Below are 25,159 nucleotides of genomic sequence, written 5' to 3'. Positions count from 1 at the left end.
GACGAGTGTATGGATGGAGTGTGGTCTTTTGTGAGTAAGAGCACACTGAGGCCTTTGGTAAGGCCGCTTTTGAAGTAGTTCTCGCCTGCGGGCGAGGTTTTACGTCGTTCAAAGTCCTACAGGTCCCTTCGCAATTTGCTAATGAAGAGCAAGTTTGACGTTTTGGAGTCTATGTCCATGTATCACAGAATTCTTACCGTTCTCGGTATCGCCGCGCTATTTTTGAGCGTTGGCACGATGGCTCACGGTGCTCCGGTACCCGTGGAGCTCGACTTCTCTAGTAGCTTCAGCCCGAATCAGATTGACTTTTCTGCCACGGCTGATGGTACTGTCACCACGATGATGTTCGGCAAGGTGTCGAAGTTCTTCACCGGCGACCCGAACCCCCAGACCGACCCCATCAAGCTGTGGGGAGACACGGTGACCGCCAGCTTCTCTGGCAATCCGATTCGCAACCCCGTGAACGAGACCGGTGGTGCTGAAACGGCCGTGATTAACTTCGACGGCTCGAACCTTTGGACCCCGATCGATATCAGTGATGTCAACCTGACGCTGCTCGATGGTGGTGTCATCTTGAATGGCGACGATGAGGTGATTGGCTACACGGGTAACACGATCGAGTTCTGGATTGACACGATCACCCTTGATGCCCAAACGACGCCACCTGACTTCTTCTTCCCCGACAATAACATCAAGATCGACGTAGGTGGCCGCTTTGTTCGCGTCGATTTCTTCCAAGGCGCGAATGGCCAGACGATCAATCCCGATGGTAGCTATGCGATCGAAGGTACCCTGCGTGGTTTGGTGAACCTCGACATCGGCATCGACGCCTTCGGTGGTACGCTGGCCGTTTCGACAGGTATTGGTACCCAGGAATTCGAGACGCCGTTCACCTTGACCGGTACGTTGGCTGCCTTCAATACGGACTCGACGGACGCCGACCTATACTTCAACGGTATCGTTAGTGGTGCGTTCGTCCTCAGTGGTATTTCGACCACGCTGACGTTCGACTCGTTCGGTGCCCAGGCGAGTATTTCGCTCGACGCGTTGGGTGCGATCGATCTGAGCATGGAATACAACATGTTCGACACGGCTCACGTCCCCGAGCCGGGTACCTTTGTGCTCCTTGGACTTGGTGCGATCGGCCTCGTGCCCTTCGTCCGTCGCCGGTTTCGCAAGAACTAGGCATGTCTGAAAGTACATAGACTTCAAACGGAATGCGAAAGGCCGCCTCCTTCACGGGAGGCGGCCTTTTTTTGTTTCTTTCTGTGGACCATAAGGCAAAAAGGTGCTGCCTCGAGGAATGACAAGCTTTGCATTCAGACCGATCCTTGATTGGTCGGTCCTTCAAAAAAACTCAGATTTTTTTATTGACGCGGTTACATGCGCAATCTATTTTGAGCTTTAGTGATGCCCTGCACACAGAATTCAGGGCCCCATCTGGAGCCAATTTTTGTAGCTAATGAGAACAGGTTTGACGGTTTCGAGTCGCTGGTTTTGCACCACTCAACCTTCGCCAAACTTGGTCTATGTGCTACAAAAATATCTATACGCTCTTCGCGTTTGCGCTCGCCCTCGGTAACGCTGCCTCGGTCCAATCTGCCCAGGTTCCCGTTAACCTCGACTTCGTGGGTTCAACGGCCAGCACCGTCAAATACACTGCTACCGCTCAAGGTACGGTAACGACGGAAATGTTCGGCAAGATCTCGAAGTTCTTTACGGGTAACCCCAATCCGCAGACCGATCCCATCAAATTGTGGGGCGATACGGTCACGGCAAATTTCACGGGTAATCCGATCCGCAATTCGGTGAATCAGACGGGCGGTGCTGAGACTGCCACGGTCCGTTTTGATTCGAACAACCTCTGGACGCCGGTCGACATCAGCAACGTCAATCTCACGCTCCTGAATGGCGGAGTGACGGTCGATGGAAGCGGCAATGTCACGGGTTATACGGGTAACACGATCGAATTCTATATCGACACGATCGTGCTCGACGCCCTCACCACGCCCACAGGCTTTTTTGATCCGGACAGTGATATCAAGATCGATGTAGGTGGCCGCTTTGTCCGCGTCGATTTCTTCCAGGACGAAAATAACGTGACCTTTGGCCCTGGGGGCACCTATGCCATCCCTGGTGTGCTCCGCGGTCTGGTCAATCTCGACATCGGGATCGACGCGTTCGGTGGCACGCTCGCCGTTACCACCGGCTTGGGCACGCAGGATTTCGAGATTCCGTTCACCCTGACCGGTACGATGACCGCCTCGCCCACCTCGCCAAAGGACGCGAACCTGTCGTTCGATGGTATCGTGAATGGTGGCTTCGTGCTGAGCGGCATCTCGACCACGCTGACGTTCGACTCGTTCGGTGCGATGGCGAGCCTGTCGCTAGACGCCGACGGAGCGATCAATCTGAGCATGCAGTATCACATGTCGGACACGGCCCACGTGCCCGAGCCAGGCACGTTCGTGCTGCTGGGTCTCGGCGCCCTGGGCCTGGTGCCCGTCATTCGCAGACGCATCCGCCAGAGCTAGAGCCGGCGAAGCGGCACATAGACCATCTAGCTCAGCGAAAAAAGGCCGTCTCCCAGACGTGGGAGGCGGCCTTTTCGCATTTCTATCAGGGTGAAAGTCTGTGCGATCGGTGACGTCGCCTACCGATCCATCCGATCCCGTTTGTTGTGCCGACCGGATGTGAGTGAAAGTCTGTGCGATCGGTGACGTCGCCTACCGATCGCACGCCGCGAGGCGTCAGGCTTCGCAAACGAGTGCCAGAACCGATCTAGCAGGCGGCTTGATGCGGCCAGACTAGAACTGCGAGCCCTGCTGGCCCCACGATTCCCACAGGTTCAACTGATCGAAGGTCATACCGCCGATCTGGATGCGGCTGCGCACCTGGCGAAAGCCGCCACTGTAGTAGCCCCCCTGCGGCCGGCTGAACAACGGCCCGCCGGCGGTCGCGCGTCCCCCGACGTGGACCGGGTGGACTGGATCGTGGCTGTAGTACGATTGATCGAAGACCCACGACGGCCGACTGGTGCCCGGCGGGCATCCGGGGGGCGCGGCCCTGGCAACAGGTGTCGTTGCCAACAGCAGCAGGAACGTAACGGCGAACGACTTGATCTTCATGCGGCACCCTGGGGAGCTGGGGGGGCCTCGAACGAGGCGGCGACGAGGGGACGGTCGCGATTTCACGCACCTGCGCGAATCACGAGTTCCATGGTAATTGGGCGCCGCGTGGTGCAAACGCTTTCTGTACCGGCGGGGTACATTTTCAGCCCGCACGCAACCGCTCGTGCCGGTTATAGCAGGCCAATCCCCGCGATTTCCGCCTCCTCGGTCTCCTATTGCGGATGTTCGACCATGAGTTGCTCGGTCCGTGGGTCATAGATGTATTGATGACCTTCGGGCAACTCCGGCAGCTTGATCATTCCTTCCTTGATGATCTTTTGCATGAACTCTTCGTGCGACTGCGGAGCCTGGCCATTCGTCGCTTTGTAGAGCTGCATGGTCGATGGAATCTGAATGTTGAAGGCCACCTGCTCCTGAGCACGGAAATAGGCCTTCACCGGAGTGGAAATCAGTCCTTCTTCCAGCTCATTTCCCTTCGCGCCGACACCGACTTCCGCTTTCTCTTGCACCATTTCGACGGGCTCAGCGGGGGCTGCGGGCAGGACGGCCGCCGGTTCGGCCGCGGGGGCGACCTGCGGATCTGGCGGTGGGGTGTCGGCGGACTTCGGCGCCGGTTCGCAACCCACGAACGCCCCCAACACCACGCCCCACACAAGTCGAGTCGCGCACTTCATGGCTACTTCTCCAGTTGAAAACGCCAGTCGGACATCTGCCCGAGCACCGAGCGCTTCGTCAAGTCGAAGTCGAGCGGCGTAAGGGTCATGTACCCCTTGGTCACGGCCGAAAGATCGGTCTCGCCTTCGCTCGGCGGCGGGGGGGGTTCGGAGGTTGCCCAGTAGTAATTCCGCCCGCGAGGATCGACACGCTTCTCGTAGTCCTCACCATATCGCGCCACGGCCATCGGCACGATGCGCAGCTCGGGCTTTTCGTGCAGCGCCTGCTGTGGAATGTTGAGATTGTAGAGTTGCGGCGTGGTCCCCTTTTGGTGCAGGACTTGCTCGATCACCTGCCGTGCCAGTCGAGCGGCCCTGGCGTAGTCGCTATGCGCATCGAATTCGAGCGATACGGCGACGCTCGTAATCTCGAAGAAGGCCCCCTCGATCGCGGCCGCCACCGTGCCGGAATAGAGCACATTGATGCCGGCGTTCAGCCCCGAGTTGATGCCGCTCACCACCAGATCGGGCCGGCGGGGGCAGAACTCGAAGACGCCGAGCTTCACGCAATCGGCGGGACTCCCCTCGACGGCCCAACCGCGCCGTCGATCGCCGTCGAAGATCTCCTGGGCAATCAGCGGGCTAAGGAACGTGATCGAATGACTGACGCCACTCTGCTCCTTGGCCGGCGCCACCACGGCCACGTCTCCCAAGGCTTGAAGCTCGCGTTCCATGGCGGCCAGTCCAGGAGCATAGATGCCGTCGTCGTTCGTAAGCAGGATCTGCACCGTCCGTTGCGCCGTCTGGCGGCGTCACTCCTTTCGCTGAGTCACCGTGGATTGCGGTTCACTATAGTGGCGGTACCAGACAGCGGCAACGTAGCGCCGCCGCCCCGCAGCGCGCAAGTGCCTGCGAAGAAGCAGTTAACGAGTGCGCGCCCGGCCCCTGTTCGACCCGGCTCGGGGGCTCTATAATCGGCGGTTTGGCAGCCCGTCTCTTTGGACGGGCCTTTTTTATTACCGCCCCACCGCAGGACAGGCGAGCCTGGCGCGGGGACGACGCCCGGAGGGGCGCCATGAGCCAAGCCACGGCCGGAACACATTCAGCGCGCAAAGCCATCGCCCAGGAACGAGTCCTGGTGCTCGACTTTGGTTCGCAGTACGCCCAACTCATCGCACGTCGCGTACGCGAGCAGCACGTCTACTGCGAGATCGTGCGCCATACGATCACCGCGGAGCGCATTGGCGAGCTCGCGCCGATCGGGATCATCCTTTCCGGCGGCCCCTCGAGCGTCTACGCCGCCGGCGCCCCGAAGTGCGACCCGGCGATCTTTCGGCTCGGCATTCCCGTGCTGGGTATCTGCTACGGCATGCAACTGGCCTGCGAGGCGTTAGGCGGACAGGTCACCAGTGCCAAGGCCCGCGAATACGGCCGCGCGCGCTGCCGCGTGATCGACTCGCAGGGGCTGCTGGCCGGGTTACCCACCCAGACCGACGTCTGGATGAGCCACGGCGATCAGGTGACACAGGTTTCCGACGAGTTTGTCTCGCTGGCGGCGACCGACACCTGCCCGATCGCCGCCGTGAGGCACACGCGCTTGCCGATCTTCGGCCTGCAGTTCCATCCCGAGGTGACGCACACCCCTTGCGGCTCGCAACTGCTCGGCAATTTTCTCACCGAAGTCTGCCACGCCACGGGAACCTGGCGCTTGGGGGATTTCGCCGAGGAGACGATTCGCAGCGTCCGCGAGCGTGTGGGCAAGGGGCGCGTCGTGTGCGGGCTGTCGGGGGGGGTCGATTCCTCCGTCGTCGCCGCCCTGCTCTACAAGGCGATCGGTCCGCAGCTCTCCTGCATCCTGGTCGATAACGGCCTGCTGCGCAAGTCGGAAGAAGCATCGGTCGTCCACGAATTTTCGAATCATTTCCGCACCGACCTGCACGTCGTCAAAGCCGAAGACAAATTCCTTAAAGCGTTGGCCGGCATCACCGATCCCCAAGAGAAGCGCCGCCGCATCGGGCACGCGTTTATCGAGTGCTTCAAGGCCGAGGCCGCCAAGATCGAGGATGCCCGCTTCCTGGCGCAAGGCACGCTCTATCCCGATGTGATCGAGAGCGGCGCCGCGCCCGATGGCCCCGCCGATACGATCAAGCTCCATCACAACGTGGGTGGCCTGCCGGCGGAGTTGGGCTTCGAGCTGATCGAACCGCTGCGCGATCTGTTCAAAGACGAAGTTCGGCGCCTGGGGCTCGAGTTGGGCCTGCCCGAGGAGCTCGTCTGGCGACACCCGTTCCCCGGTCCCGGTCTCGCCGTGCGCTGCCTGGGCGAGGTGACCCGCGAGCGGCTCGACCGCCTGCGCGAGGCCGACGTGATCGTGCTCGAAGAGATCAAGGCCGCGGGGCTGTATCGGCAGACGGCGCAGGTGTTCGCCGTGCTGTTGGGAGTCCGTAGCGTGGGCGTGATGGGAGACGCCCGCACGTACGAAGACGCCGTTGCGATTCGCTCGGTCGATACGGACGACTTCATGACGGCCGACTGGAGCCGTCTTCCCTACGACGTTCTGGCTCGCATCTCGACGCGTATTATTAACGAGGTGGCCGGCATCAATCGCGTCGTCTACGACGTGAGCTCGAAACCCCCCGCCACGATCGAGTGGGAATAACTCCCGCCACGTACCCTTCCCCGGAAAGATTCCTCGCGCTCGCCAGCGCGCCCCCTGTCGAACCAGTAGAAGAGCAATGAGCAGGCAATACATCTACCAAATGACCGGGCTCACGAAGAAGCACGGTCAACGCACGGTCCTCGAGAACATCTGGCTCTCGTTCTATCCCGGCGCCAAGATCGGCGTGCTCGGTCGCAACGGCGCGGGCAAGAGCACGCTGCTGCGGATCATGGCCGGCGTGGATCGCGAGTTCGATGGCGAAGCGCGCATCACCGACGGTTTCTCCGTCGGCTTCGTGCCGCAGGAGCCGACGCTCGATCAGACCAAGGACGTCGCCGGCAATGTCGAGCTCGCCGTGGCCAAGACGCGGGCCCTGCTCACGCGCTTCGACGAGATCAACGCCCGCCTCGGCGAGCCGCTCGAGCCCGAGGAAATGGAAAAGCTGCTCGACGAGCAGGCCCGGGTGCAGGATCAAATCGATCTGCGAAACGCCTGGGAACTCGATCGCCAGATCGAGATCGCCATGGACGCGATGAACCTGCCCCCCGGCGATGCCGACGTGACGACCCTCTCGGGGGGCGAGCGTCGCCGCGTCGCGCTCTGCAAGACACTGCTCGAACAGCCCGACCTGCTGCTGCTCGACGAGCCGACAAACCATCTCGATGCCGAGAGCGTGGCCTGGCTCGAGCGGCATCTGGCCGATTATCCCGGCACCGTCGTGGCGGTAACGCACGATCGGTACTTCCTCGACAACGTGGCGAAGTGGATTCTCGAGCTCGACCGGGGCCGTGGCATCCCCTGGGAAGGCAACTACACCTCCTGGCTCGAGCAAAAGAAGGAACGGCTCGCCAAGGAAGAGAAGGTCGCCTCGGCTCGCCAGAAGACCCTCGAGCGCGAGCTGGAGTGGGTCCGCATGGCCCCGCGTGCGCGGCAGGCCAAGAACAAGGCGCGCCTCAAGGCCTACGAGCAGATGTCGAAGGAGCGGTTTCAGGAGCGCGAAGACGAATTCGAAATCCAGATCCCGCCCGGCAAGCACCTCGGCGACTTGGTGGTCGATTTCCAGAACGTCGCGAAGGGGTTCGAAGATCGCGTTTTGTTTGAAGACCTCTCGTTCCGCTTGCCGCCAGGGGGCATCGTGGGAATCATCGGCCCGAACGGCGCCGGCAAGACGACGCTGTTTCGCATGATCGTCGGCGAGCAGAAGCCCGATCAGGGAGACATCCGCGTCGGTCCCACGGTCGAGTTGGGCTACGTCGATCAGAATCGCGACGCCCTCTCCCCCGAGAAGACGGTCTACGAGGAGATCTCCGGCGGTCACGACACGATCGAAATGGGGGGGCGCAAGATCAACGCCCGGGCGTACGTGGCGCGCTTCAACTTCACGGGCAGCGATCAGCAAAAGCTCGTGGGCAATCTTTCGGGAGGCGAACGCAACCGCGTTCACCTGGCCAAGCTGCTGCGTCGCGGCTCGAACGTCTTGCTGCTCGACGAACCGTCGAACGACCTCGACGTCGATACCCTACGAGCGTTGGAAGAAGCGATCGTCAACTTCGCCGGTTGCGTGGTGGTCATCAGCCACGATCGCTGGTTCCTCGATCGCCTGGCGACGCACATCCTGGCCTTCGAAGGGGACGGGCACGTTCACTGGTGCGAAGGCAACTTCCAGGTCTACGAGGAACAGCGCCGCCAGCGATTGGGACTCGAGGCCGACGAGCCGCGCCGCTTCCGCTACAAGAAGTTGACGCACTAGAGGATCGACTTGCAGCCGCGGGTGTGTTCCAGGACCTGCTCGAGCACGAGGCCGTTCGTGGCGACCCCTTCGCCCGCTTGGATCGTGTGGTTGCCCGCCCAATCGGTGAAGGTGCCTCCGGCCTCTTCCACGATCGGCTGCACGGCGGCGGCATCCCACACGTTCATGATCGGATCGATCATCGCCTCGGCACGGCCGGTGGCGACGAGCACGTAGCCGTAACAGTCGCCCCAAGTCCGCGTGAGGTACGCCGCTCGTTGGAGTCCTTCGTAGGCGGCGCCGCGGCCAAGCTTCTCGAAGCCCTGCACCGTGGTGGTGCAGAACAATCCCTCGGCGAGGTTGGCACATTTCGACACCTGCGCACGCTCGGGCTTTCCGCCGCGGACGACCGACCAGGTTCCCCCGCCCAGCGAGGCGTAGACCATCTCGTCGAGTCCCGGCAGATAGACGATGCCCACGACGCAGCGTCCCTCGCGCTCGACACCCACCATGGTGCCGTAGAAGGGAACCCCGTGGACAAAAGACTTGGTGCCATCGATGGGATCGAGAATCCAACGGTATCCTGACGTCCCCTCGATCGTGCCGAATTCTTCCCCGAGGATGCCGTCCGAGGGGAACGTCGCGGCAATGCGGGCACGAAGATGCTGTTCGGCCTCGCGGTCGGCCACGGTGACCGGTGAAGCGTCCTGCTTCCACTCCACTTGCAGGTGCGATTGCCGGAAGTGAGCCAGGGTCAACTGACCGGCTTCACGACCGGCGGCCAGGGCAAGTTCCAATCGTACGACGAGATCGCGTTGGTCGTCACTCATGGCCGCCAGCCTAACGGCCGCGCGCCCTGTTGCCAAGCCGCCCGAGCGTTCAGGAGTTCCGCGGCTGTACGAGCTGCGACAGCTTGATCGAGGCGAGCTGGTTGCGCGTACTCGCCGTCACCTCTTGCAAGGCGAGTTGCAGCTTCGTCACCGACTCGATGGGGAACGCGGCGTCCTCGGGCATGTCGGTGGCCAGGGGTCCGTCCACCGCCTCGATCACATCGAGCAACGAGATCTCCTCAGGCCTGCGCCGCAAGCGGTAGCCCCCTTCGACCCCTCGCGTCGATTGCAACACGCCATGATTGACGAGATTGCGCAGGATCTGCAGCAAGAAACGTTCGGGCATCTGCCCCTGCTCGGCGATTTGGCTGCAGGGGATCGGCTCGTTCGACTCGGTCTTGGCCAACTGTAGTGCGGCCTGCAGTGCGTAGGTAACCGTGCGAGACAGTTTCATGGCGACCGCCCTCCCGATCGAACACGCCGGACTGCTGTCGAGCCGACCTGTGGGGAGTGGTCTACGGACCAAGCGGCGCAGAGGCGCGCAAGAACACTCATCGTCGAGCGCTCGCCGCCGTGCGACCGCAATTCCCTGCAGGTCGTCACTCGTCGTGTGCGATTCGCTTCCGCTTACCGCGTGCTCCCTGACGCACGCCCGATCACGCGTTCACTACACCAGCGCCGCGCGTTGCCGTACCGCGGAACAGGCACCGCACCGTACTCAAACTATCGAGACTCAAACTATCGAGACTCTTCTCGCCCTACTCGATAGAAAACCAAGCAGTTTTGCGAACGGTAACAAAGGGGGACAGTAAATTTCAATGAAAATAAGGTCTCCGTGCAATGTTCTGCGCAGACGTGCAAGAAAGGCTGTCGTTCGCGGCCAGAACGGCCTCGAATTGTCACGATGCATTTACACCGTGCGCGTAAAAAATATGCGCAAACACCTATGCGGTGGCACACTCGAGCAAGTCAGGCGGACGTGCGCACGATCTGCGGCCTGCATCAACATGCAGCACCAGCATGCAACATCACGGCGAGCTATTTGGCCGGGGCCGCGTGCGGTTCTTTCTGCGCGGGCGATTGGCGATACGTGTGCCACACGAGCAGCGCGACACCGCACACCAGCAGGCTGTCGGCAATGTTGAAGACGGGAAAGTCGATCAGACCTTCCACCTTGAAGTGAATCCAATCGCGCACGGCATGCACGGGTTCGCCGACGCGCTCGGGCGGAAAGTTCCACGAAAGGCCCGGCAGCCCGACGCGATCGTAAAGGTTGCCGAGTATTCCACCCAGAATCATTCCCAGGCAAACCGTCAGCCAGGTGTCCTGGGCGGCGCCAGCGAAGAAGACCCAATAGCAGATCGCCAGGGCGGCGATGATCGACAGGCCGGCGAAGATCGGCACCTTCCCCTGCCCCATCCCGAATAGCGCCCCTTCGTTCAGGTTCGTGTCGAGGGAGAGGACGTCGGGCACGATCCAGATCGGGTTCGACATGAACGGCATCCCCTGCCGTGAGAAGATCCAGCTTTTCGTGCCGAGATCGAGCGCCAGTCCCAAAAGGGCGAGCAGGACGAAAATCGCATAACGACGGCGCGGGGCGTCCTTCATCCCGAGAACCTTCCACGTGGACAGCGAGAGGGGCCAGCACGGCGCGGAACACCGGGAAATCGCTCCCATTCCCGAGAGCCATCTCCCGGCGATGTAGGCGCACCGCTAGCGCTCAATATAGCCAGAAGGCCGTAATTCGGGCAGGCGAAGATGGGGGGCTCGCTGCGGGGCGAACGAGTGCCACGTCCAACCCCAGCAGAAGGGCTGCTACAACACAACCGCTGAACACGTCAGTGGTTCGGCGGCAATCGATCGTCTAGCTGCGACCCTTTTTTGCCACCCGAACTCGAGGCGTGGACAGACGTACTAGCCTTTTTCCATCTGCTGAGCGCACTTGATGCAGAAGGGCGTGTACGGGATGGCGTTCAGACGGAGCTTGGGAACCGTCGCCCCGCACTCCTCGCACGTGCCGTAAGTCCCATCCTCGACACGCTCCAGAGCGGCCTCGATGGCCGCCAGGGTGTCCTCTTCCGTTTCCATCAGGCTGAGCGTGAATTCCTGCTCGTAGTTGTCGGTACCGATATCCGCCATGTGAATCGGCATGCTCGACGTCTCGCCCGTGGCTTCCATACGGTTCTTCTTCAAGGCGGCATCAGCCATCTGGGAAACATCCCCCCGGAGACGGGCTCGCAGGGTCACCAAACGCTCTTTGTACTCCTTCAGATCCGCCTTCTTCATGGAAGATTCTCCTAGGGGGACTCCCTGCTACCAGGGTATAGACTTTCCATTCTAGGCACCCTGAAAAGGGGTGTCAAACCACTGAATCTTCACAAAACATGGCCTTTTTCCGCCGTTTTGCCGGCTGTTTTTCGACCCGGCAGCCCCATGAACCCTGGTGCATCGCACAGCCGGGAAAGCGGCTCGGGCCGAAAACCGCTATCATCCCGCTCGTCGGATGTCGGCAGAGATCGGGTGGCAGTCGTTTCACAGTTCGGTTCGGGCAATTCGCATGCACATCCTGTTCGTTCACCAGAACTTCCCCGCTCAGTTCGGCCACATCGGCCGGGCACTCGTTCGCGATCATGGCTACGAGTGTACGTTCGTCACGAACAAGCCCGCGACGGTCGTCGACGGCATCCGGGTGCTGCGCTACGATCCCCACGGGGGAGCCACCGAGCGGAATCACTACTGCACCCGCACGTTCGAGAACGCGGTGGCCCACGCGCACGGCGTCTTCGAGGCCTGCCGCCAGCAGCCGGGGCTGAAGCCCGACCTGATCGTGGGACATTCCGGCTTCGGCTCGACCCTCTTCCTGCGCGAGCTGTTCGATTGCCCGGTAGTGAACTACTTCGAATACTTCTACCGACCGCACCACAGCGATCTCGATTTCCGGCCCGAGTTTCCCCCGCAGCAGATCGACCGGCTGCGGTCGTATTGCCGCAATGCGATGTTACTGCTCGATCTCGAGAACTGCACGCTGGGCTACTCGCCGACGAACTGGCAGCGCAGTCTTCTGCCGGCCGCGTATCGCGACAAGGTCGAGGTGATCTTCGACGGCGTCGATCGCTCGGTATGGCATCGCTACGACGACGTACCGCGGCAGCTCGGGGGACGCACGGTCGGCCCCGAAACGCGCATCGTCAGCTACGTTTCGCGCGGGTTCGAAGCCATGCGCGGGTTCGACATCTTCATGCGCGTCGCCAAACGCATTTACACCGAGTATCCCGATGTGCTGTTCATCGTCGTGGGCGAGGATCGCGTCGCCTACGGCGGCGACACGAAGCACATTCAAGCCCGCACGTTCCGCGAGCATGTCTTGTCGCAAGACAACTACGACCTGTCGAAATTCATCTTTCCGGGTCGATTGGCGCCGCACAATCTGGCGCAGCTTCTGTCGGTGGCCGACCTTCACCTGTATTTCACGGTGCCGTTCGTATTGTCCTGGTCGATGTTCGATGCCCTGTCTTGCGGAGCGACCGTGGTCGCGTCGGGCACACCACCGGTGCGCGAGCTGGTCACGCACGAACAGACCGGGCTGCTGGCCGATTTCTACGACGTCGACGGCCATACGGCGCACGCGCTGCGCGTGCTGCGCGATCCCCAGGGGCATCGCCACCTGGGCGAGGCCGGCATGAAACTGATCGAAGAGAAATACGATCTCGAGAAGATGCTGCCCCGCATGCTCAATCTCTATACCCGGGCAGTCGCCCGTTAGAGTTGCGCGTTTCGAAGCTTCTTGGTCGTTATCCTCGGAAAACCAGCCCATCGTAACCCGAAGCGTCAGCGAGGGAATTCCTGGAAAGAACCATCGAGCACAGTGCCCCCTCGCTGACGCTTCGGGTTACGATTCTACGAAAAGCGCCACTTCAAAACCGTCGCCACAGGGTAGTCAGCCGGCAGACAACCGTTGGCTAGCAGCCCGTTGAGTTTGTAATGGACTGCTAGGGAACCAGCTCGACCAGCAGATGGAGCAGCGACAGACCGGCCGTATACGAAATCAAGACGGTCCCCAAAACGGCGGTGATCTGGTAGCGGGTGGTCATGGTGAGGACTCTGGTGTAGGCAAGGCTCGGTCGCGGGGGCTGCCAGGCTCGCTGCCCGGCCTGTTCGAAAAATCTAGTGGCCGAGTCCGAAGCGGCGTTGAAAACGCTCCGCACGGTGTCGGGCGTACCAATCTCGGCGAGCACGGTCGCCACTGTGTCGGCGTCGTCGGGTTCCGTCTGGCATGGCTCGACTCCCTGGGTCTTGCGCCAACTCTCAGGTCCCTTGTCCGCTCGTCCTCTGACCTTTCCAGCGGAAATCGGGCCGGTTTGTAACGCGCCTCGCATGAGCTTTTCTCCCTTTCACCACCTTGGATGCGGCGGCCGGCCCAGAAGTTCCACGGTCGGGCGACGTCGGGACGGGCAGTCCGTACGCCACCCTGGGCGGGCGAGGGACGCGGAGCCCACCCCAGCAGATAGAAATGCCACGAGGGGAAGGACTTCGCACACAGCAGTGCGATGCGGTCGCGAGAGAACGTCAGTCGTCGAGCAACTGCATGTTGGGCAGGGTCTCACGCAGCCGATCGATTCCCTCGTCGGTGACGCGGCTTCCCGAGAGTTCTAGCCGTCGCAGCGACGGAAGCTGGTGCAGATGCTCCAGGCCCTGATCGGTAATCTCCGTGTGCGAGAGATTGAGCACTTGCAGATTTCGCAGTCCCGCGAGCGTCTGAAGGTCATCGTCCTTGACGCTACTGCCGTTGAGATCGAGCCAGTAGAGATGCTTCAACTGCCCCATCGGCTCGAACGCGCCTGGATCGAATGTACAGCCCGTCAGAAACAAATGCGTCAGTCGAGAGGGAGTCGCCAGCCGCTCCACGTCGTCCCGGTCGAGAATGAACCCGTCGATCGATAACGACCAGAGCGAGTGCAACACCCCCAGGCTCGACTTCTCCTCGGGCGTGAAGCGCGAGATCTTGTCGTGGTGACCGATATCGAGCCGGAAGACGCGGCCGAAGATGCCATCGGCGGCCACTCCCGGCACTGATTTGAGCCACTGCGGAATGTCGACCGAAGCCAATACCCGGTCGGGCGTTTCCCCTGCTTTTTTCTCGGCCGGCTTCGACGAGAGGGGAGGATAGTAGGCGTCGTGCGAGCTACTCGCGTAGCCGGTAGCGCCCAGCACCGTGATCGCGCGCATCTCGGCCTCGCGCTGTCGCCGTGAAGCGGCAAAGACCAGGCCAAACGTCAGGCCAAACAGCGTCAGCAACACCAGCAGCGTCCGCAGCCGGAATTGCAGCCAGCGCCGGCTCGGACGTAAAGCACTAACGGTCGCCGGAGCACTCGTAGCAGTGGACGACGGCGGAGTCTCGTTCTCGGTTCCCATGACTCCAGCATAGCGTGCGGGAATCGGGGGCAGAACGCATCGCACGAGGGATCGGGCCGAGCGGAGCGAGTCGGACCAACCAAGAGCCACCCGGCGGAATCTCCGTCGACGGGCTGTCACCGTCCGCCGAGACGAGCTTAGTAGCGGCGCAGCGAGCTATTCGTCGGCGTGGTGGGCGTGACCATGGGCTGAGGGCCCAGGGCCGACTGCAGCGCCGCCACGCGTGCGGCGACCTCGGGCTGCATGTGGTCGTGCCAGAGCGAGCGCTGATACACCGACAGGGCCTGCGTGTAGTCGCCCGACTGCTCGTGCAGCTTGCCGAGCGCCGCCAGGGCCCGAGCGTTGTAGGGGTTGTTCGTCAGCGCCTCGACCAGTTGATGCTCGGCGGCGGTTTTGTCGCCAAACTCTTCGTAGAGACGCGCCAGCTCGATCTTCGGATCGGGGTTCGTCGGCGAACGTCCCGCCCAGCCGTTCAGCAGCCGGAAGGCCTCTTCCGAGCGGTTCTCCTCGACCAGCAGAATCGCCAGACCGCGGTAGCACGCGGCATGGTCGGGGGAGTGATCGAGGCACTGGTTGTAATAATTTTCGGCCTGATCGAGCTCGGTGCGATTGCTCGACAGCTTGCCCATGCGGTGGTAGGTAGCCGCCAGGTTGTAGTACGCGTCGGCATTATTTGGATCGCTGTAGACCGCTTGTTGGAAGCGCTGCAGCGATTGTTGGTAATAGCCCTGCTGGTGCAGACGCACGCCTTCGGCATTCTGCCCCTGTGCGTGGAGCGAACCGCAGCCCGACGACGAGGCCAGGCAAACGAGCGCCGCGAGGAACAGGGCCTCGGCCGCGTGCGAGTGCGAAATAGTACGAGCAATGTGTTGGATCATCGAATTCACGGCCGTCTCGCCTCGAAGGTGGCGGGGGCGATTCTCGACTTGTTGGCGGCCACGGCTACTCTGACCGTGACGCATATCTTCCTGCGAACGATGCCCTGAGTTGCGCACGCCTCCGCGCAAGAGAGCCTGACGGGAGGCGGGACGATAATCGTTCCCTGCGCTTGCAGCAAGATCGAATAAGACCGATCCCGCTTGCGTGTAGCGTCCCAGTCGCGACGAGAACAAGCCCACCAGCCCCACCAGGCTTCGCCAGAGCGCCAAGTCGACGTTGACCGATTGGCGGCAGACTACTACTCTGCTTGCGCTCCAAAACTGTCACTCCAGGCGGCGGGCCCCTTTTGCCGGCGCTGGGCGTGCAGGCTGTGACGAGAATGCCGCATGGATGCTGGCGCCATCTACCACCGAAACGAACTGCCGCTGGCGAGCCGAGCCGCGCGCTGCGCCAAGCCGGCCTGGCTGTCGCACCTGCTGACGATCGTGTCGTTGTCGTTGCTGGCCGTGCTCGTGCAGGGCACGGTCATCTATCGCTCGGTCGTGCCGGCGCTCGACGCGGTGCGTTACGTGGCCGAGGCTAAACAGCTTGCCATCTCAGGCTCGATGCGCGCACTACTACACTCGGCCGACGACGCGCCACTTTTTCCAGCGGCAGTGGCCGGCACGTATGGCCTGCTAGAACCGTGGCTGGGCCTCCGGCGCGACGGTTGGGCCTTTGCGGCGCAGTTGGCCTCGGCGACGGCACTCGTGCTTGCCGTTCCGTTCGTGTATCTGTTGGCCCTGCCGCAGGTCGGCCGGCGTGCGGCATGTCTGGCCGGGGGCTTCTTCTGCGTTCTTCCGGAGTTCGCCCGACTCGGCGGCGATGCCATCGGCGACAGCCTGGGACTGCTCCTCTTCGCGATCACCTGCTCGTTGTTCCTGTATGGTGGGAGCTCGGTCGGTGGCACTGCCGGCTTGTCCGGCAGTGACGTAGTGACGAACCAGCTTAGCTCCCGTAGTCGCCATAACGGCACGCGTCGATTCTTCCAACATCTGTTCCCGGCACTCGGCGGCATAGCAGCCGCTGCTGCCCTGCTCGTCGGCCTAGAAACGCTGGTCCTGCTCGTGGCGATCGCCGCCATGACGATTCGACCCGCCTGGCGTACCACCGCACTCTTCACGATTGCTGGCTGCGCCCTCGCGCTTGGCGCCTGGTACGCCGTCGGGCTCGTGGTTCCAGAATTCCCTACACCAGAATCCCCTACAGTCGAGACGCCGGCAGCGGCGCACGTATATACTCCGCTTCCGGTCAAAGAATCGACCACGTCGATTCGTTTTCACGGCTATTCGGCGGCGCTTTTCGCGGCGGGCCGAGCGCTCCCCCGCACGCTGCACTATGTGCTGCTTCCGCTGGCGGTCTGGGGACTGCTTGCTGCTTGGCGCGAGCGTCTTGCGTCGCGCGCGGCAATCGCGTTCGTGCTGCTGTTCGTCGCGATGTACCTGAGCGCGGCGGTGTACTACGCCGCACGAGCCGGCTATCTCGAGCCACGTCACTTGCTCCCGGTCGCGCTCGTGCTGCTCCCCTGGAGCGCCGCGGGCACGGTCGCCTGCGCGGAAGCGGTGGCAAGCGTTTTCGCGCCGCCACGGCTACGAAACATGCTTTGCCGTGGCATGGCCGCGCTGATCCTGGTCGCCTGCCTGCTGCAAACGGCCAAGCCGCTGCACGGCCGGCGCACGCCGCATCGCGACGCAGCGTATTGGCTGGTCGCGCACGCGCAGGCCGACGAGTGCGTGCTCGATAGCCGCGGTTGGACTGGGCTTCTGTCGGGACTCACCAGCTACTCGTTCCGCGACTCGGGTGCGGCGTTGACCGAACCGCGTCTGCGATACCTGGTCGTCGAACGTCACGAACTGTGTTACGCCAGCGAGCGAAGCCGCCTGCTCGCTCAATGGGTGGCTACGTCCGATAGTCCGCCCGTCGAGTTCACTTCTCCTAGCGGCGATCCCGGACAAGATGTCCTCATCGTGCGACGGAAGAGCGAGGAACGGGCCGAGCGAGTGGCCTGGAACGAGTCCTTCGAACGTGACGAACGGCGCCGTCTGGATCCTTAATCCATAAGCGATACGACCATGCGCGAAAACGTGCGAGCTTTTGTTGAGTTGGCGGCAGAATCGTTCGGCCTCGAAGGGCCGGTTTATGAATTCGGCTCCTACCAGGTCGAAACGCAGGGAGCGATCTCCGATCTGCGCACCTGCTTTCGAGGCAGACGCTATATCGGCTGCGACATGCGCCCCGGGCCGGGGGTCGATCGCCTCGAAGACCTGGCTCAGCTCTCCTTGCCCGACGAGTGCGCGCAAACGATCGTCTGTGTCGACACGCTCGAGCACGTCTTCGAGGCGCGCCGCGCGGTCGAGGAGATGATTCGCGTGCTCGCTCCCGGGGGAGTGCTGCTCGTCGCGGCGCCGCTCGACTTCTACCTGCACAACTATCCGGAAGATTACTGGCGTCTGTCGCCGACGTGCGTCGACCGTCTACTCACGCCGCTGGCCGCGACGATCGTCGGTTCGCAGGGGGTGGAATCGTATCCGCACACGGTGTTTGGCATCGGCTGCAAGGCGCCCGTACCGCATCGTTTCGTGGCCGGCGTGAACGACTTCGTCACGCGCTTTCAAGCACGAATCGCAGAGACGGCGTCTCAAACGTCCTGGCCGCGCCATTTGAAACGACTCGCCACGCATTGGCTGCGCAGCAAAGGCGAGCGGCGACGCGAACGTTGCTTCCACGAAACACGGTTCACGCTGCAAATGCCCACGCACGCGGCGGGTGACGTGGCCCACTGGGTCTTGCCCAGCGCGTCGCAAAAAACCGGCACACGACTCGACCTGATTTGAGAAAGGCCAACATCATGCGGCGCGACGACGTCCAAGACCCAGGGGCAGATTTTTCGGCCGGACGAGTCTTGGTGATCGGCCTCGACGGCGCCACGTTCGACGTGCTCGGTCCGTTGACCGCCGATGGGACCATGCCCCATCTGGCGGCTTTGATGCGCGAATCGGCCCTCGTGCGGCTCAACTCGGTCGAGCCGACGATCACGCCCACCGCCTGGACCACCTTTCAAACCGGTTGCGATCCGGTCGAGCATGCGATTCTCGACTATCGCTATCTCGATCATCGTGCCGGGCAGGTGCGCTTGAACAGCGCTCGGCGCCTGCCGATGTCGACGATCTTCGATCGTGTCTCGCACGCGGGGGGCGAAATCGTTTCGATCAATCTGCCGATGACCCATCCCGTGGGCTCCCACGTACGCGGATTGATGATCGGCGGGCTCGACAGCCCTTCGCCCGACGCGGTGCTGGCCCCCTACCCCGAGTTCGCCGATCGACTGCGTGCCCGGGGCGTTCGCCTCGAGTTGAAGACGATCTGGAAGCGTCGTCCCACAACGTTCGAAGAGCTGCGTTCCGGCGTGCGCGAGACGCAAAACGATTTTCGCGCCCGCGTCGCTGCCGCCGAATTGGCCGACGAGCAGTACGACTGGCGTTTGATGGTGGTGCAGTTTCAATCGCTCGATTGCCTCCAGCACCGACTGTGGCATCTGCTGGGAATCGAGGGCGCCGCGGGGGGGCCGAGCGATTGGATCGAGGAAACGCGCCGCGCGCTGCGCACGCTCGACGACTGCCTGGGCGCACTCGTCGGGCTGGCCGAACGGCGCGGCGCCGCGGTGATGGTGGCCAGCGATCATGGCTTTGGCCCGTTCCGCGAGAAGATCTCGCTGCCCGAGCTCCTTCGTCGCCGAGGACTTTGGGCGCCGGCGCGTGCCAGCAACCGCGTCCACTATCGACTTTCGCGCGTCACCTGGAAGCTGCGGCGCTGGATGCGTCGTCGCGCATCCGGAGGGGGCAGCGTCGCTTCGATGGCTCGCCCCGCCGCGGCCCTCTTGCCGGTCGACTGGCAGCGTACCGCGGCCGTCACGCTGCATGGAAATCTCGCCGGGCTGGTCTACCTGGCAACACCCGACCGATTCGGCGCGGGGGGCATTACCAACGGGCGGCTGTACGACGAAGCGGCGCAGGCGACCGTGGCGGCGTTTCGCGAGGCCGCGCACCCCGAGACGGGCGAGCCACTCTTCACCGATGCCTTCGTCACTGCTGAGCGCTGGCAGTGCGATCCCTTGGAGCGCTGCCTGCCCGACGTCGTCGCGATCCCGGCCGAGGGGTTTCATACCCGACCGAAGCTCGATCGCTGGGGGCGCTTGATGCGCAGCGATCCCACGCTCGCCGCCACCCACCGCCGCGAGGGCGTGCTGATGCTTCGCGCGCGGGGGGTCGAGTTGGGCAAACCGCTCGCCGCCGAGCTGCGCGACGCGGCGCCGACGATTCTCGACCTGCTCGGGATTGCCCCTGGAACACAGATGACGGGACAAAGCCTGCGCGGGCAACTCACGAACTCGACGAGTCGAGCAGCGGTCGAAAACGTGGCCGGCATCGCCCCGCTCGAATGTCCGCGCGATGATTCGGCCGACGAGCTCTCGGCCGAAGAACAGGCGCAAGTCGAAGATCGCCTGCGCGAGCTGGGTTATATCGAGTAACGCCTTGCCGACCCTCATTAAAGTCGCGCATGGAGCGGGTAGCAAGGAAGCACAGGCTGGCAGCCTGTGCCACTTTCTCTCGCAAGGGCTTTGAGCCCAGCGACTGGATTAAGTCAGCCCGGCGATCGGTTCGCCGTGGTAGACATGGTGGGGGCGGTCGACGGCGTCGTGCCAGGCGGCTTCGGCCGGAATGCCCAGGGCGCGATAGATCGTGGCGGCCATGTTCTCGGGACGCTGCGGATCGGCCGCTGGAAAGGCCGCGTGCTTGTCGGACGAGCCGACGACCGTTCCCCCGCGCACGCCACCTCCGGCAAAGAACACCGTCTGCACGGCGCCCCAGTGATCGCGGCCGGCATGCTTGGCGCCAGGTAGCGTGGAAAGCTTCGGCGTGCGTCCGAATTCGCCCGCCATCACCACCAGCGTCTGATCGAGCGAGCCGTCGGCGGCAAGATCGTCGAGCAGCGCCGACACGGCACGATCGGTCGGTGGCAACAGAAAATCTTTCAAGCAGGGAAAGAGTGACTGGTGCGTGTCCCACGTCTCGTTGTTGCCGAGATTCACCTGCACCAGGTTCACCCCTGCCGCCACGAGACGCCGCGCCATCAGCAACGACCAGCCGAACGAGTTCCGCCCATAACGGTCGAGCGTCGCTTCGTCGGCATTGGTCACGTCGAAGGCGCGACGCGTGCCGGGATCGGCCAACAGCGATACCGCCTGTTCGCGATAACGATCGAACTGCGCGAGATCGGCTATCGCTTCGAGACGCCGGCATTGCGATTCGATCTCGCCGAGCAGACCGAGGCGCCCGTCGAGTCGATCGCGTCCCAGACCGTGGGGCAGCGAGAGATTCGGCGCCTGATAGAGCAGATGCTTGGGATTCTCGGCGCCGCGCTCGAAATGAAAACCATATTCCGGGTACGCGCCGTAGGAGACGCCGTTGAAGGGAGAGGCCTCGACGAACCAAGGATCGCGCTGCGCGCCCATCAGGCCGGCAAACTGGCCGGGAATGACTCGACCCGTGCGATGAATCAAGCGCTCGGGCAGCACCACGGCCGGGGGCAGATTGTTGCGCGGCACGGTTACGTCCCCCACCACGGACGCGATCGACGGCCAATCGCTCGGCTTGGGCGTGACGTCGGAGAAGGCGGGAGGCATCGGCGTCCGCCCACTCAACATCACCATGTGCCCCTGCGAGTGCTCGTTGTAGGGATGCGTCAATGAGCGAACGAGCGCCCAGTGCTGGCTGCGCTCGGCGAGCAGGGGGAGATGCTCGCAGATTTGAATGCCGGGCGTGCGCGTCGCGATGGGACGGAACTCGCCACGAATCGTATCGGGCGCGTCAGGCTTGAGATCGAAACTTTCCTGCTGCGCGAGCCCGCCCGAAAGAAAGATGTAGATCACCGATCGCGCGGCGGGCGTCTTGCTTCCGGCGCTCGCTCCCAGGGTACGCAAGGCCGTCAGATGATTCATGCCCAGGCCCAACAGCCCAATCGCGCCCGCTTGAATCGCCACGCGACGGGTGTAGCGTGGATGCTCAGCGATGCGCGGGGCAGGACGTTGCACGGGCCAATCCTCGGCAACATGGCGGGCAGGAACGAGCAGGCCGAATTACGGCGACCATCAGACTAGTGCGCAACCAGGCTGCATGCAATCAAACTGCGCCAGCCGCGGTCGAGCTTGTCTACTCCGACTCGGCAAGGAATGAATTGCGGAGCAGGCCGAGCTTTTCGATCTCGACTTCCACCACGTCCCCCGGCTTGAGGAAGACGGGGGGCTTGCGGGCCATGCCCACGCCGGGGGGCGTGCCGGTGAAGATTACATCCCCCGGCATCAGCGTGGCGACGCGCGAGATATAGGCCACCAGTTCCGGCACGCTGAAGATCAATTGCCTGGTGCTCGAGTCCTGCATCGTCTGGCCATTTAAGCGCAGTGCGATGTGCAGGTCGCCGGGGTCGCCCGCTTCGTCCTTGGTGACGAGCGTGGGTCCGAAGGGGGCGAAGCCGTCGAAGGTCTTGCCCAGCAGCCACTGGCCGCCTGGCTTGCGGAGTTGCCAATCGCGGGCCGAGACATCGTGGCCACAGCAGTAGCCGGCGATTGCATCGAACGCTTTCTCGGCCTTGATGTGCTTGCCCCCCGTGCCCATCACGACGACGAGCTCGGCTTCGTAGTCGACTTGTTCGCTGGCATCCGGCAGGCGGACGGCGTCCTCGTGTGCGGCGACGCTTGTCGGAAACTTGTTGAACAACACCGGCTCGGGAGGGGGTTCGACACCGCTTTCGCGCGCGTGATCGATGTAGTTGAGACCGACGCAGATCACCTTTTGCGGCCCCGGCACCGGCGCGAGCAGACGCACCTGCCGCGCGGCCAGGGGCTCGCCTCGCGCGATGGCGATCGCCGCGCGCTGCAGACCGGCCTCTCCCTCGGCCAGCAGGGCCTTCATGCAGGTGGGCAGCGAGGCGTCGGCCTGCTGGAGATCGATGAGGTCGTCTCCGCGCAGGCCAGCGATACGTGGACCCGTGGCGCTCTGATAGGTGACCAGCTTCACGTGCGCATACTCCGTCGGCGTCGGAAGGCAAAACGGCCGGTCACAATAGCCGATGCCCCATCGACCAGCAAGCAACCGGCAGAGCCGTCTTCGGCCGTGAGCAGCTTTGCTGCGAACTTGGCGCCGGTACCCTCGTTATTACCGTCCCGATTGGTATCACTCGAAACAGCAGCGGGGCAGAAATGCCACCTGGGTCGGCGAACCGATGATGGACTCCTGTAACGCACGTGCCGAGCACGCCCTGTGCTTTGACCTTAATCCAGGGGCGACCTAGGGTTTGGAAACCAGCCCTCGATTCGTGCGCGCCGGCCGACGGCCTCGTTGTGCCCGTTTTGTCGGCGCGTTTTTCGCGGCTGGACCTCCGCTGATGTGACACCTCGCGAATCCCCCGATCGGTTGAAGTCTGGACGGAAGCATGACCAGCGAAGCTCCGCGCGGCAATCGCCCGAAGCAGCCCGTCGGCCCTAGCGGCACTGGCCTCGAAGAGAGCGCGCCCGCGAGTGCCGCGTCTCCGACCTCACAGGCCGCCTCGGAAGTGCGTGCCGAGCGGCGCATGTCGCAACTGACCGCACTGCTCGAGTCCGTCGAAGGGGCCCCGGCGCCGCGGCCACGGCGTGCCTCCCTGCTCCAGGACCGAGACAATCAACTTCCGCTGGCTCGACTGGGAGTCGCGGCCGGATTGTTCGCCGCGTTGCGCGCCAAGCACGCCGACACGGCCGCCCATTCGTTGCGCGTGACGCTTGGCTGTTCGGCCTGGTCGCTGGTGCTGGGGCTCCCCCCCGATCAACGCGATGCACTCGAGGTCGCCAGCCTGCTGCACGACATCGGCAAGATCGGCGTCCCCGATGCGGTCCTGCTCAAGCCGGCGTCGCTGACCCCCGAAGAACTGCTGATTATGCAGCAACATCGGGTGACGGGGCTCGAGATACTCCGCTCCTGCTGCCACAACCCGCTGGTGCTCGACATCGTGGCCTACGCCACGACCTGGTATCAGGGAGAGCGCGGTAGCGGCATCGTCGGCGAGGAGATCCCCCTGCCGGCCCGCATGCTGGCCATCGTCGACGCGTTCGACGCGATGACGAGCAACCAGCTCTACCGCCGACCCCTCTCGTGCGAACGTGCCATTGGTGAGTTGTTCCGTTTCGCCGGCACGCAGTTCGACCCCAACCTCGTGGAAAAATTCGCTCATTTCCACGACCGCGATCAGAGCAGATTGCAAGACCAAGTAGCCCAAGGCTGGCTGCGTGCGCTGCAGCCCGAGCAAGTCAACTCGAACTGGTCGCTCAACGAGGGGCCGATCGTGCCCGAGGCGGGGCGCGGGCGCCGCGTCTATCACACGACGCTGCTCGAACACATGCAGGACGGCGTGGCGTTCGTCGATAGCTCGATGCGCGTCGTGTACTGGAACCGCGCTGCCGAGCGTCTCACCGGCATCACCGCCGCCAGCATCTTGCAACGGACGTGGACGCCGCGGGCACTCGAGCTGAGCGAGCCCGACGGCACACCGCTAACGGCCGATCATTGCCCGATCGAGCAGGCGATGCAGTCGGGGGGGCATTTTCTCCGCCGGCTCTCGATCCGGGGGCGTAACGGCCGTCCGTTGCCGATCGAGTTGCAAGTGGTCCCGGTCGAAGACCTTGACAGCACGCTGCACGGCGCGACGCTGTTGATGCACGACGTGTCGCCGCAAACGTCGCTCGAGGCCCGCTGCCAGAATCTGCACGAGCTCGCGACGCGCGACCCGCTCACGCAGGTGGCCAACCGCGCCGAGTTCGACCGCGTGCTCGAGCTGTTCGTGATTGTGCATCTCGAGCAATCGCTGCCTTGCAGCCTGATTATCTGCGACATCGATCGCTTCAAGAAGATCAACGACACGTTCGGCCACCCCGCCGGCGACGAGGTGATCAAGAACATGGCCCGGCTGCTCAAGCGTATGAGCCGGCCCGGCGACCTGGTGGCCCGCTACGGTGGCGAGGAGTTCCTGTTGCTGTGCGCCGGCTGCGACAATGCCACGGCGGCACGGCGTGCCGAAGAGCTGCGTCACTCGCTGGCCGAGATGCCCCAGCCGGCGCTCGGCGACAAGCGCGCCACGGCCAGCTTCGGTGTAACCGAGCTGCAGCCGGGCGACACGCCCGAGACGATGCTCCGCCGCGCCGACCGCGCCCTGCTGTATGCCAAGGAGAAGGGGCGCAACACGGTGGTTCAACTCGGGAGCGGCATCGCCGGTCCCGAGGGGCTCGATCACGTCATGCAGGGGCTGCGTCAGGCCGTGGCCGGCGGCGAAGCGCACCCCATGCCTCACGGCAAGAGCAATGCTTTGTTCGAACGCAGCATGCGCACCTCGGTGCCACTCGAGATGAGCATCGAGAAGCTGCGTGGCTTCGTCGCCGATCACCACGCCGAAGTCATCTCGGTCGAAGGGAACCACGTGAAGATCTATGCCGGCGGCGAGATGCTGTCGGTGTTCCGCCGCGGGTCCGATCGGCCGATCCGTTTGGTGATCGATCTCGTGGCCGAGGAAGAAAAATCCGAGTCGCGCGAAGGGGACGCGCGAGGACGATCGAACCGCACGATCCTGCACGTCTCGATCAATCCGTTGAAAGGACGCGATCGACGCGTGGCGAATGCCACGGAGCAGGCCCGCAAGCTGGGGGCTTCACTACAGGCCTACCTGATGGCCGAACCGCTCGCAACTCCGACCGACCCAACCTAAGCATCGACTGCCCTCCGCGTCCCACCACGGGCCAGTCACAC

The 25,159-nt window shown here is 63.2% G+C and carries 20 protein-coding genes; 9 read left to right on the top strand and 11 right to left on the bottom strand.

Features of this window, described 5'->3' with window-relative positions; all coding sequences use genetic code 11:
* Window positions 1–171 precede the first annotated feature (171 nt).
* Window positions 172–1,185 carry a PEP-CTERM sorting domain-containing protein gene (locus KF708_13525; protein ID MBX3413705.1) on the top strand — a complete coding sequence of 338 codons (1,014 nt, stop codon included), beginning with the start codon at window positions 172–174 and terminating at the stop codon, window positions 1,183–1,185.
* A gap of 506 nt (window positions 1,186–1,691) precedes the next feature.
* Complete coding sequence (locus tag KF708_13520) at window positions 1,692–2,534, top strand: PEP-CTERM sorting domain-containing protein (protein ID MBX3413704.1); 843 nt, start codon at window positions 1,692–1,694, stop codon at window positions 2,532–2,534.
* 273 nt (window positions 2,535–2,807) lie between these two features.
* Here the strand turns inward: KF708_13520 and KF708_13515 are convergent, their stop codons facing one another.
* The 3 genes from KF708_13515 to surE form a co-directional block, all read right to left on the bottom strand.
* Window positions 2,808–3,128 carry a hypothetical protein gene (locus tag KF708_13515; GenBank protein MBX3413703.1) on the bottom strand — a complete coding sequence of 107 codons (321 nt, stop codon included), beginning with the start codon at window positions 3,126–3,128 and terminating at the stop codon, window positions 2,808–2,810.
* A 215-nt stretch (window positions 3,129–3,343) separates the two neighbouring features.
* Window positions 3,344–3,805, bottom strand: coding sequence for a hypothetical protein (locus tag KF708_13510; protein ID MBX3413702.1), 462 nt, complete (start codon window positions 3,803–3,805; stop codon window positions 3,344–3,346).
* A gap of 2 nt (window positions 3,806–3,807) precedes the next feature.
* Window positions 3,808–4,572 (bottom strand): 5'/3'-nucleotidase SurE, encoded by a 765-nt coding sequence (gene surE / locus KF708_13505; protein MBX3413701.1) that lies wholly within the window; start codon window positions 4,570–4,572, stop codon window positions 3,808–3,810.
* 287 nt (window positions 4,573–4,859) lie between these two features.
* Between surE and guaA the strand changes: the two genes are divergently transcribed.
* Both guaA and ettA read left to right on the top strand, forming a co-directional pair.
* On the top strand, window positions 4,860–6,443 hold the full coding sequence (gene guaA / locus KF708_13500) for a glutamine-hydrolyzing GMP synthase (protein ID MBX3413700.1): 1,584 nt from the start codon (window positions 4,860–4,862) through the stop codon (window positions 6,441–6,443).
* A gap of 76 nt (window positions 6,444–6,519) precedes the next feature.
* A complete protein-coding gene (ettA, locus tag KF708_13495) occupies window positions 6,520–8,193 on the top strand; it encodes an energy-dependent translational throttle protein EttA (GenBank protein ID MBX3413699.1) in 1,674 nt (557 codons plus the stop codon).
* Here ettA and hisN read toward each other — a convergent pair.
* The 4 genes from hisN to KF708_13475 all read right to left on the bottom strand — a co-directional run bounded on the left by hisN (window position 8,190) and on the right by KF708_13475 (window position 11,288).
* Window positions 8,190–9,002 carry a histidinol-phosphatase gene (hisN, locus tag KF708_13490; protein ID MBX3413698.1) on the bottom strand — a complete coding sequence of 271 codons (813 nt, stop codon included), beginning with the start codon at window positions 9,000–9,002 and terminating at the stop codon, window positions 8,190–8,192. The two genes, ettA and hisN, sit on opposite strands and share 4 nt — an antisense overlap.
* Before the next feature lie 49 nt (window positions 9,003–9,051).
* Window positions 9,052–9,456 carry an Rrf2 family transcriptional regulator gene (locus tag KF708_13485; protein ID MBX3413697.1) on the bottom strand — a complete coding sequence of 135 codons (405 nt, stop codon included), beginning with the start codon at window positions 9,454–9,456 and terminating at the stop codon, window positions 9,052–9,054.
* Window positions 9,457–10,040: 584 nt separating this feature from the next.
* The gene (locus KF708_13480; protein ID MBX3413696.1) at window positions 10,041–10,610 is read right to left on the bottom strand and encodes a signal peptidase II; all 570 of its coding nucleotides are present in this window, start codon (window positions 10,608–10,610) and stop codon (window positions 10,041–10,043) included.
* A 306-nt stretch (window positions 10,611–10,916) separates the two neighbouring features.
* The gene (locus KF708_13475) at window positions 10,917–11,288 is read right to left on the bottom strand and encodes a TraR/DksA C4-type zinc finger protein (GenBank protein MBX3413695.1); all 372 of its coding nucleotides are present in this window, start codon (window positions 11,286–11,288) and stop codon (window positions 10,917–10,919) included.
* A 271-nt stretch (window positions 11,289–11,559) separates the two neighbouring features.
* On the opposite strand from KF708_13475, the gene KF708_13470 reads away from it, so the two are divergent.
* Window positions 11,560–12,765, top strand: a complete 1,206-nt coding sequence (locus KF708_13470; GenBank protein MBX3413694.1) for a glycosyltransferase — start codon at window positions 11,560–11,562, stop codon at window positions 12,763–12,765.
* An 803-nt stretch (window positions 12,766–13,568) separates the two neighbouring features.
* On the opposite strand, the gene KF708_13465 is transcribed toward KF708_13470, so the two are convergent.
* The gene (locus tag KF708_13465) at window positions 13,569–14,414 is read right to left on the bottom strand and encodes a leucine-rich repeat domain-containing protein (protein MBX3413693.1); all 846 of its coding nucleotides are present in this window, start codon (window positions 14,412–14,414) and stop codon (window positions 13,569–13,571) included.
* A gap of 137 nt (window positions 14,415–14,551) precedes the next feature.
* Window positions 14,552–15,292: a tetratricopeptide repeat protein gene (locus tag KF708_13460; protein MBX3413692.1), complete on the bottom strand. Its 741-nt coding sequence runs from the start codon at window positions 15,290–15,292 to the stop codon at window positions 14,552–14,554.
* A 387-nt stretch (window positions 15,293–15,679) separates the two neighbouring features.
* On the opposite strand from KF708_13460, the gene KF708_13455 reads away from it, so the two are divergent.
* From KF708_13455 to KF708_13445, 3 genes are read left to right on the top strand one after another with little or no spacing between them, the layout of a single operon-like run.
* Window positions 15,680–17,386 (top strand): hypothetical protein, encoded by a 1,707-nt coding sequence (locus KF708_13455; protein MBX3413691.1) that lies wholly within the window; start codon window positions 15,680–15,682, stop codon window positions 17,384–17,386.
* A gap of 18 nt (window positions 17,387–17,404) precedes the next feature.
* On the top strand, window positions 17,405–18,166 hold the full coding sequence (locus KF708_13450) for a class I SAM-dependent methyltransferase (protein MBX3413690.1): 762 nt from the start codon (window positions 17,405–17,407) through the stop codon (window positions 18,164–18,166).
* Window positions 18,167–18,180: 14 nt separating this feature from the next.
* Entirely contained in the window at window positions 18,181–19,860 is a 1,680-nt protein-coding gene (locus KF708_13445) for an alkaline phosphatase family protein (protein ID MBX3413689.1), read from the top strand.
* 108 nt (window positions 19,861–19,968) lie between these two features.
* Here the strand turns inward: KF708_13445 and KF708_13440 are convergent, their stop codons facing one another.
* Both KF708_13440 and KF708_13435 read right to left on the bottom strand, forming a co-directional pair.
* Entirely contained in the window at window positions 19,969–21,423 is a 1,455-nt protein-coding gene (locus KF708_13440) for a DUF1501 domain-containing protein (GenBank protein ID MBX3413688.1), read from the bottom strand.
* 118 nt (window positions 21,424–21,541) lie between these two features.
* Window positions 21,542–22,405, bottom strand: a complete 864-nt coding sequence (locus KF708_13435) for a fumarylacetoacetate hydrolase family protein (GenBank protein MBX3413687.1) — start codon at window positions 22,403–22,405, stop codon at window positions 21,542–21,544.
* Between the two features lie 415 nt (window positions 22,406–22,820).
* Here KF708_13435 and KF708_13430 point away from each other — a divergent pair, with 415 nt between their 5' ends.
* Entirely contained in the window at window positions 22,821–25,118 is a 2,298-nt protein-coding gene (locus KF708_13430) for a diguanylate cyclase (protein ID MBX3413686.1), read from the top strand.
* The last annotated feature ends 41 nt before the right edge of the window (window positions 25,119–25,159 follow it).

This window comes from Pirellulales bacterium (assembly GCA_019636335.1).
GTDB lineage: Bacteria > Planctomycetota > Planctomycetia > Pirellulales > JAEUIK01 > JAHBXR01.
This window is presented reverse-complemented; position numbering and strand designations above follow the sequence as displayed.

What these genes read in the sequence shown, in the direction of transcription:
- KF708_13525 (MBX3413705.1), top strand. Translation starts at nt 172, where the DNA reads ATGTCCATGTATCACAGAATTCTTACCGTTCTCGGTATCGCCGCGCTA.
- KF708_13520 (MBX3413704.1), top strand. Translation starts at nt 1,692, where the DNA reads ATGTTCGGCAAGATCTCGAAGTTCTTTACGGGTAACCCCAATCCGCAG.
- KF708_13515 (MBX3413703.1), bottom strand. Translation starts at nt 3,128, where the DNA reads ATGAAGATCAAGTCGTTCGCCGTTACGTTCCTGCTGCTGTTGGCAACG.
- KF708_13510 (MBX3413702.1), bottom strand. Translation starts at nt 3,805, where the DNA reads ATGAAGTGCGCGACTCGACTTGTGTGGGGCGTGGTGTTGGGGGCGTTC.
- guaA (MBX3413700.1), top strand. Translation starts at nt 4,860, where the DNA reads ATGAGCCAAGCCACGGCCGGAACACATTCAGCGCGCAAAGCCATCGCC.
- ettA (MBX3413699.1), top strand. Translation starts at nt 6,520, where the DNA reads ATGAGCAGGCAATACATCTACCAAATGACCGGGCTCACGAAGAAGCAC.
- hisN (MBX3413698.1), bottom strand. Translation starts at nt 9,002, where the DNA reads ATGAGTGACGACCAACGCGATCTCGTCGTACGATTGGAACTTGCCCTG.
- KF708_13485 (MBX3413697.1), bottom strand. Translation starts at nt 9,456, where the DNA reads ATGAAACTGTCTCGCACGGTTACCTACGCACTGCAGGCCGCACTACAG.
- KF708_13480 (MBX3413696.1), bottom strand. Translation starts at nt 10,610, where the DNA reads ATGAAGGACGCCCCGCGCCGTCGTTATGCGATTTTCGTCCTGCTCGCC.
- KF708_13475 (MBX3413695.1), bottom strand. Translation starts at nt 11,288, where the DNA reads ATGAAGAAGGCGGATCTGAAGGAGTACAAAGAGCGTTTGGTGACCCTG.
- KF708_13470 (MBX3413694.1), top strand. Translation starts at nt 11,560, where the DNA reads ATGCACATCCTGTTCGTTCACCAGAACTTCCCCGCTCAGTTCGGCCAC.
- KF708_13465 (MBX3413693.1), bottom strand. Translation starts at nt 14,414, where the DNA reads ATGGGAACCGAGAACGAGACTCCGCCGTCGTCCACTGCTACGAGTGCT.
- KF708_13460 (MBX3413692.1), bottom strand. Translation starts at nt 15,292, where the DNA reads ATGATCCAACACATTGCTCGTACTATTTCGCACTCGCACGCGGCCGAG.
- KF708_13455 (MBX3413691.1), top strand. Translation starts at nt 15,680, where the DNA reads ATGGATGCTGGCGCCATCTACCACCGAAACGAACTGCCGCTGGCGAGC.
- KF708_13450 (MBX3413690.1), top strand. Translation starts at nt 17,405, where the DNA reads ATGCGCGAAAACGTGCGAGCTTTTGTTGAGTTGGCGGCAGAATCGTTC.
- KF708_13445 (MBX3413689.1), top strand. Translation starts at nt 18,181, where the DNA reads ATGCGGCGCGACGACGTCCAAGACCCAGGGGCAGATTTTTCGGCCGGA.
- KF708_13430 (MBX3413686.1), top strand. Translation starts at nt 22,821, where the DNA reads ATGACCAGCGAAGCTCCGCGCGGCAATCGCCCGAAGCAGCCCGTCGGC.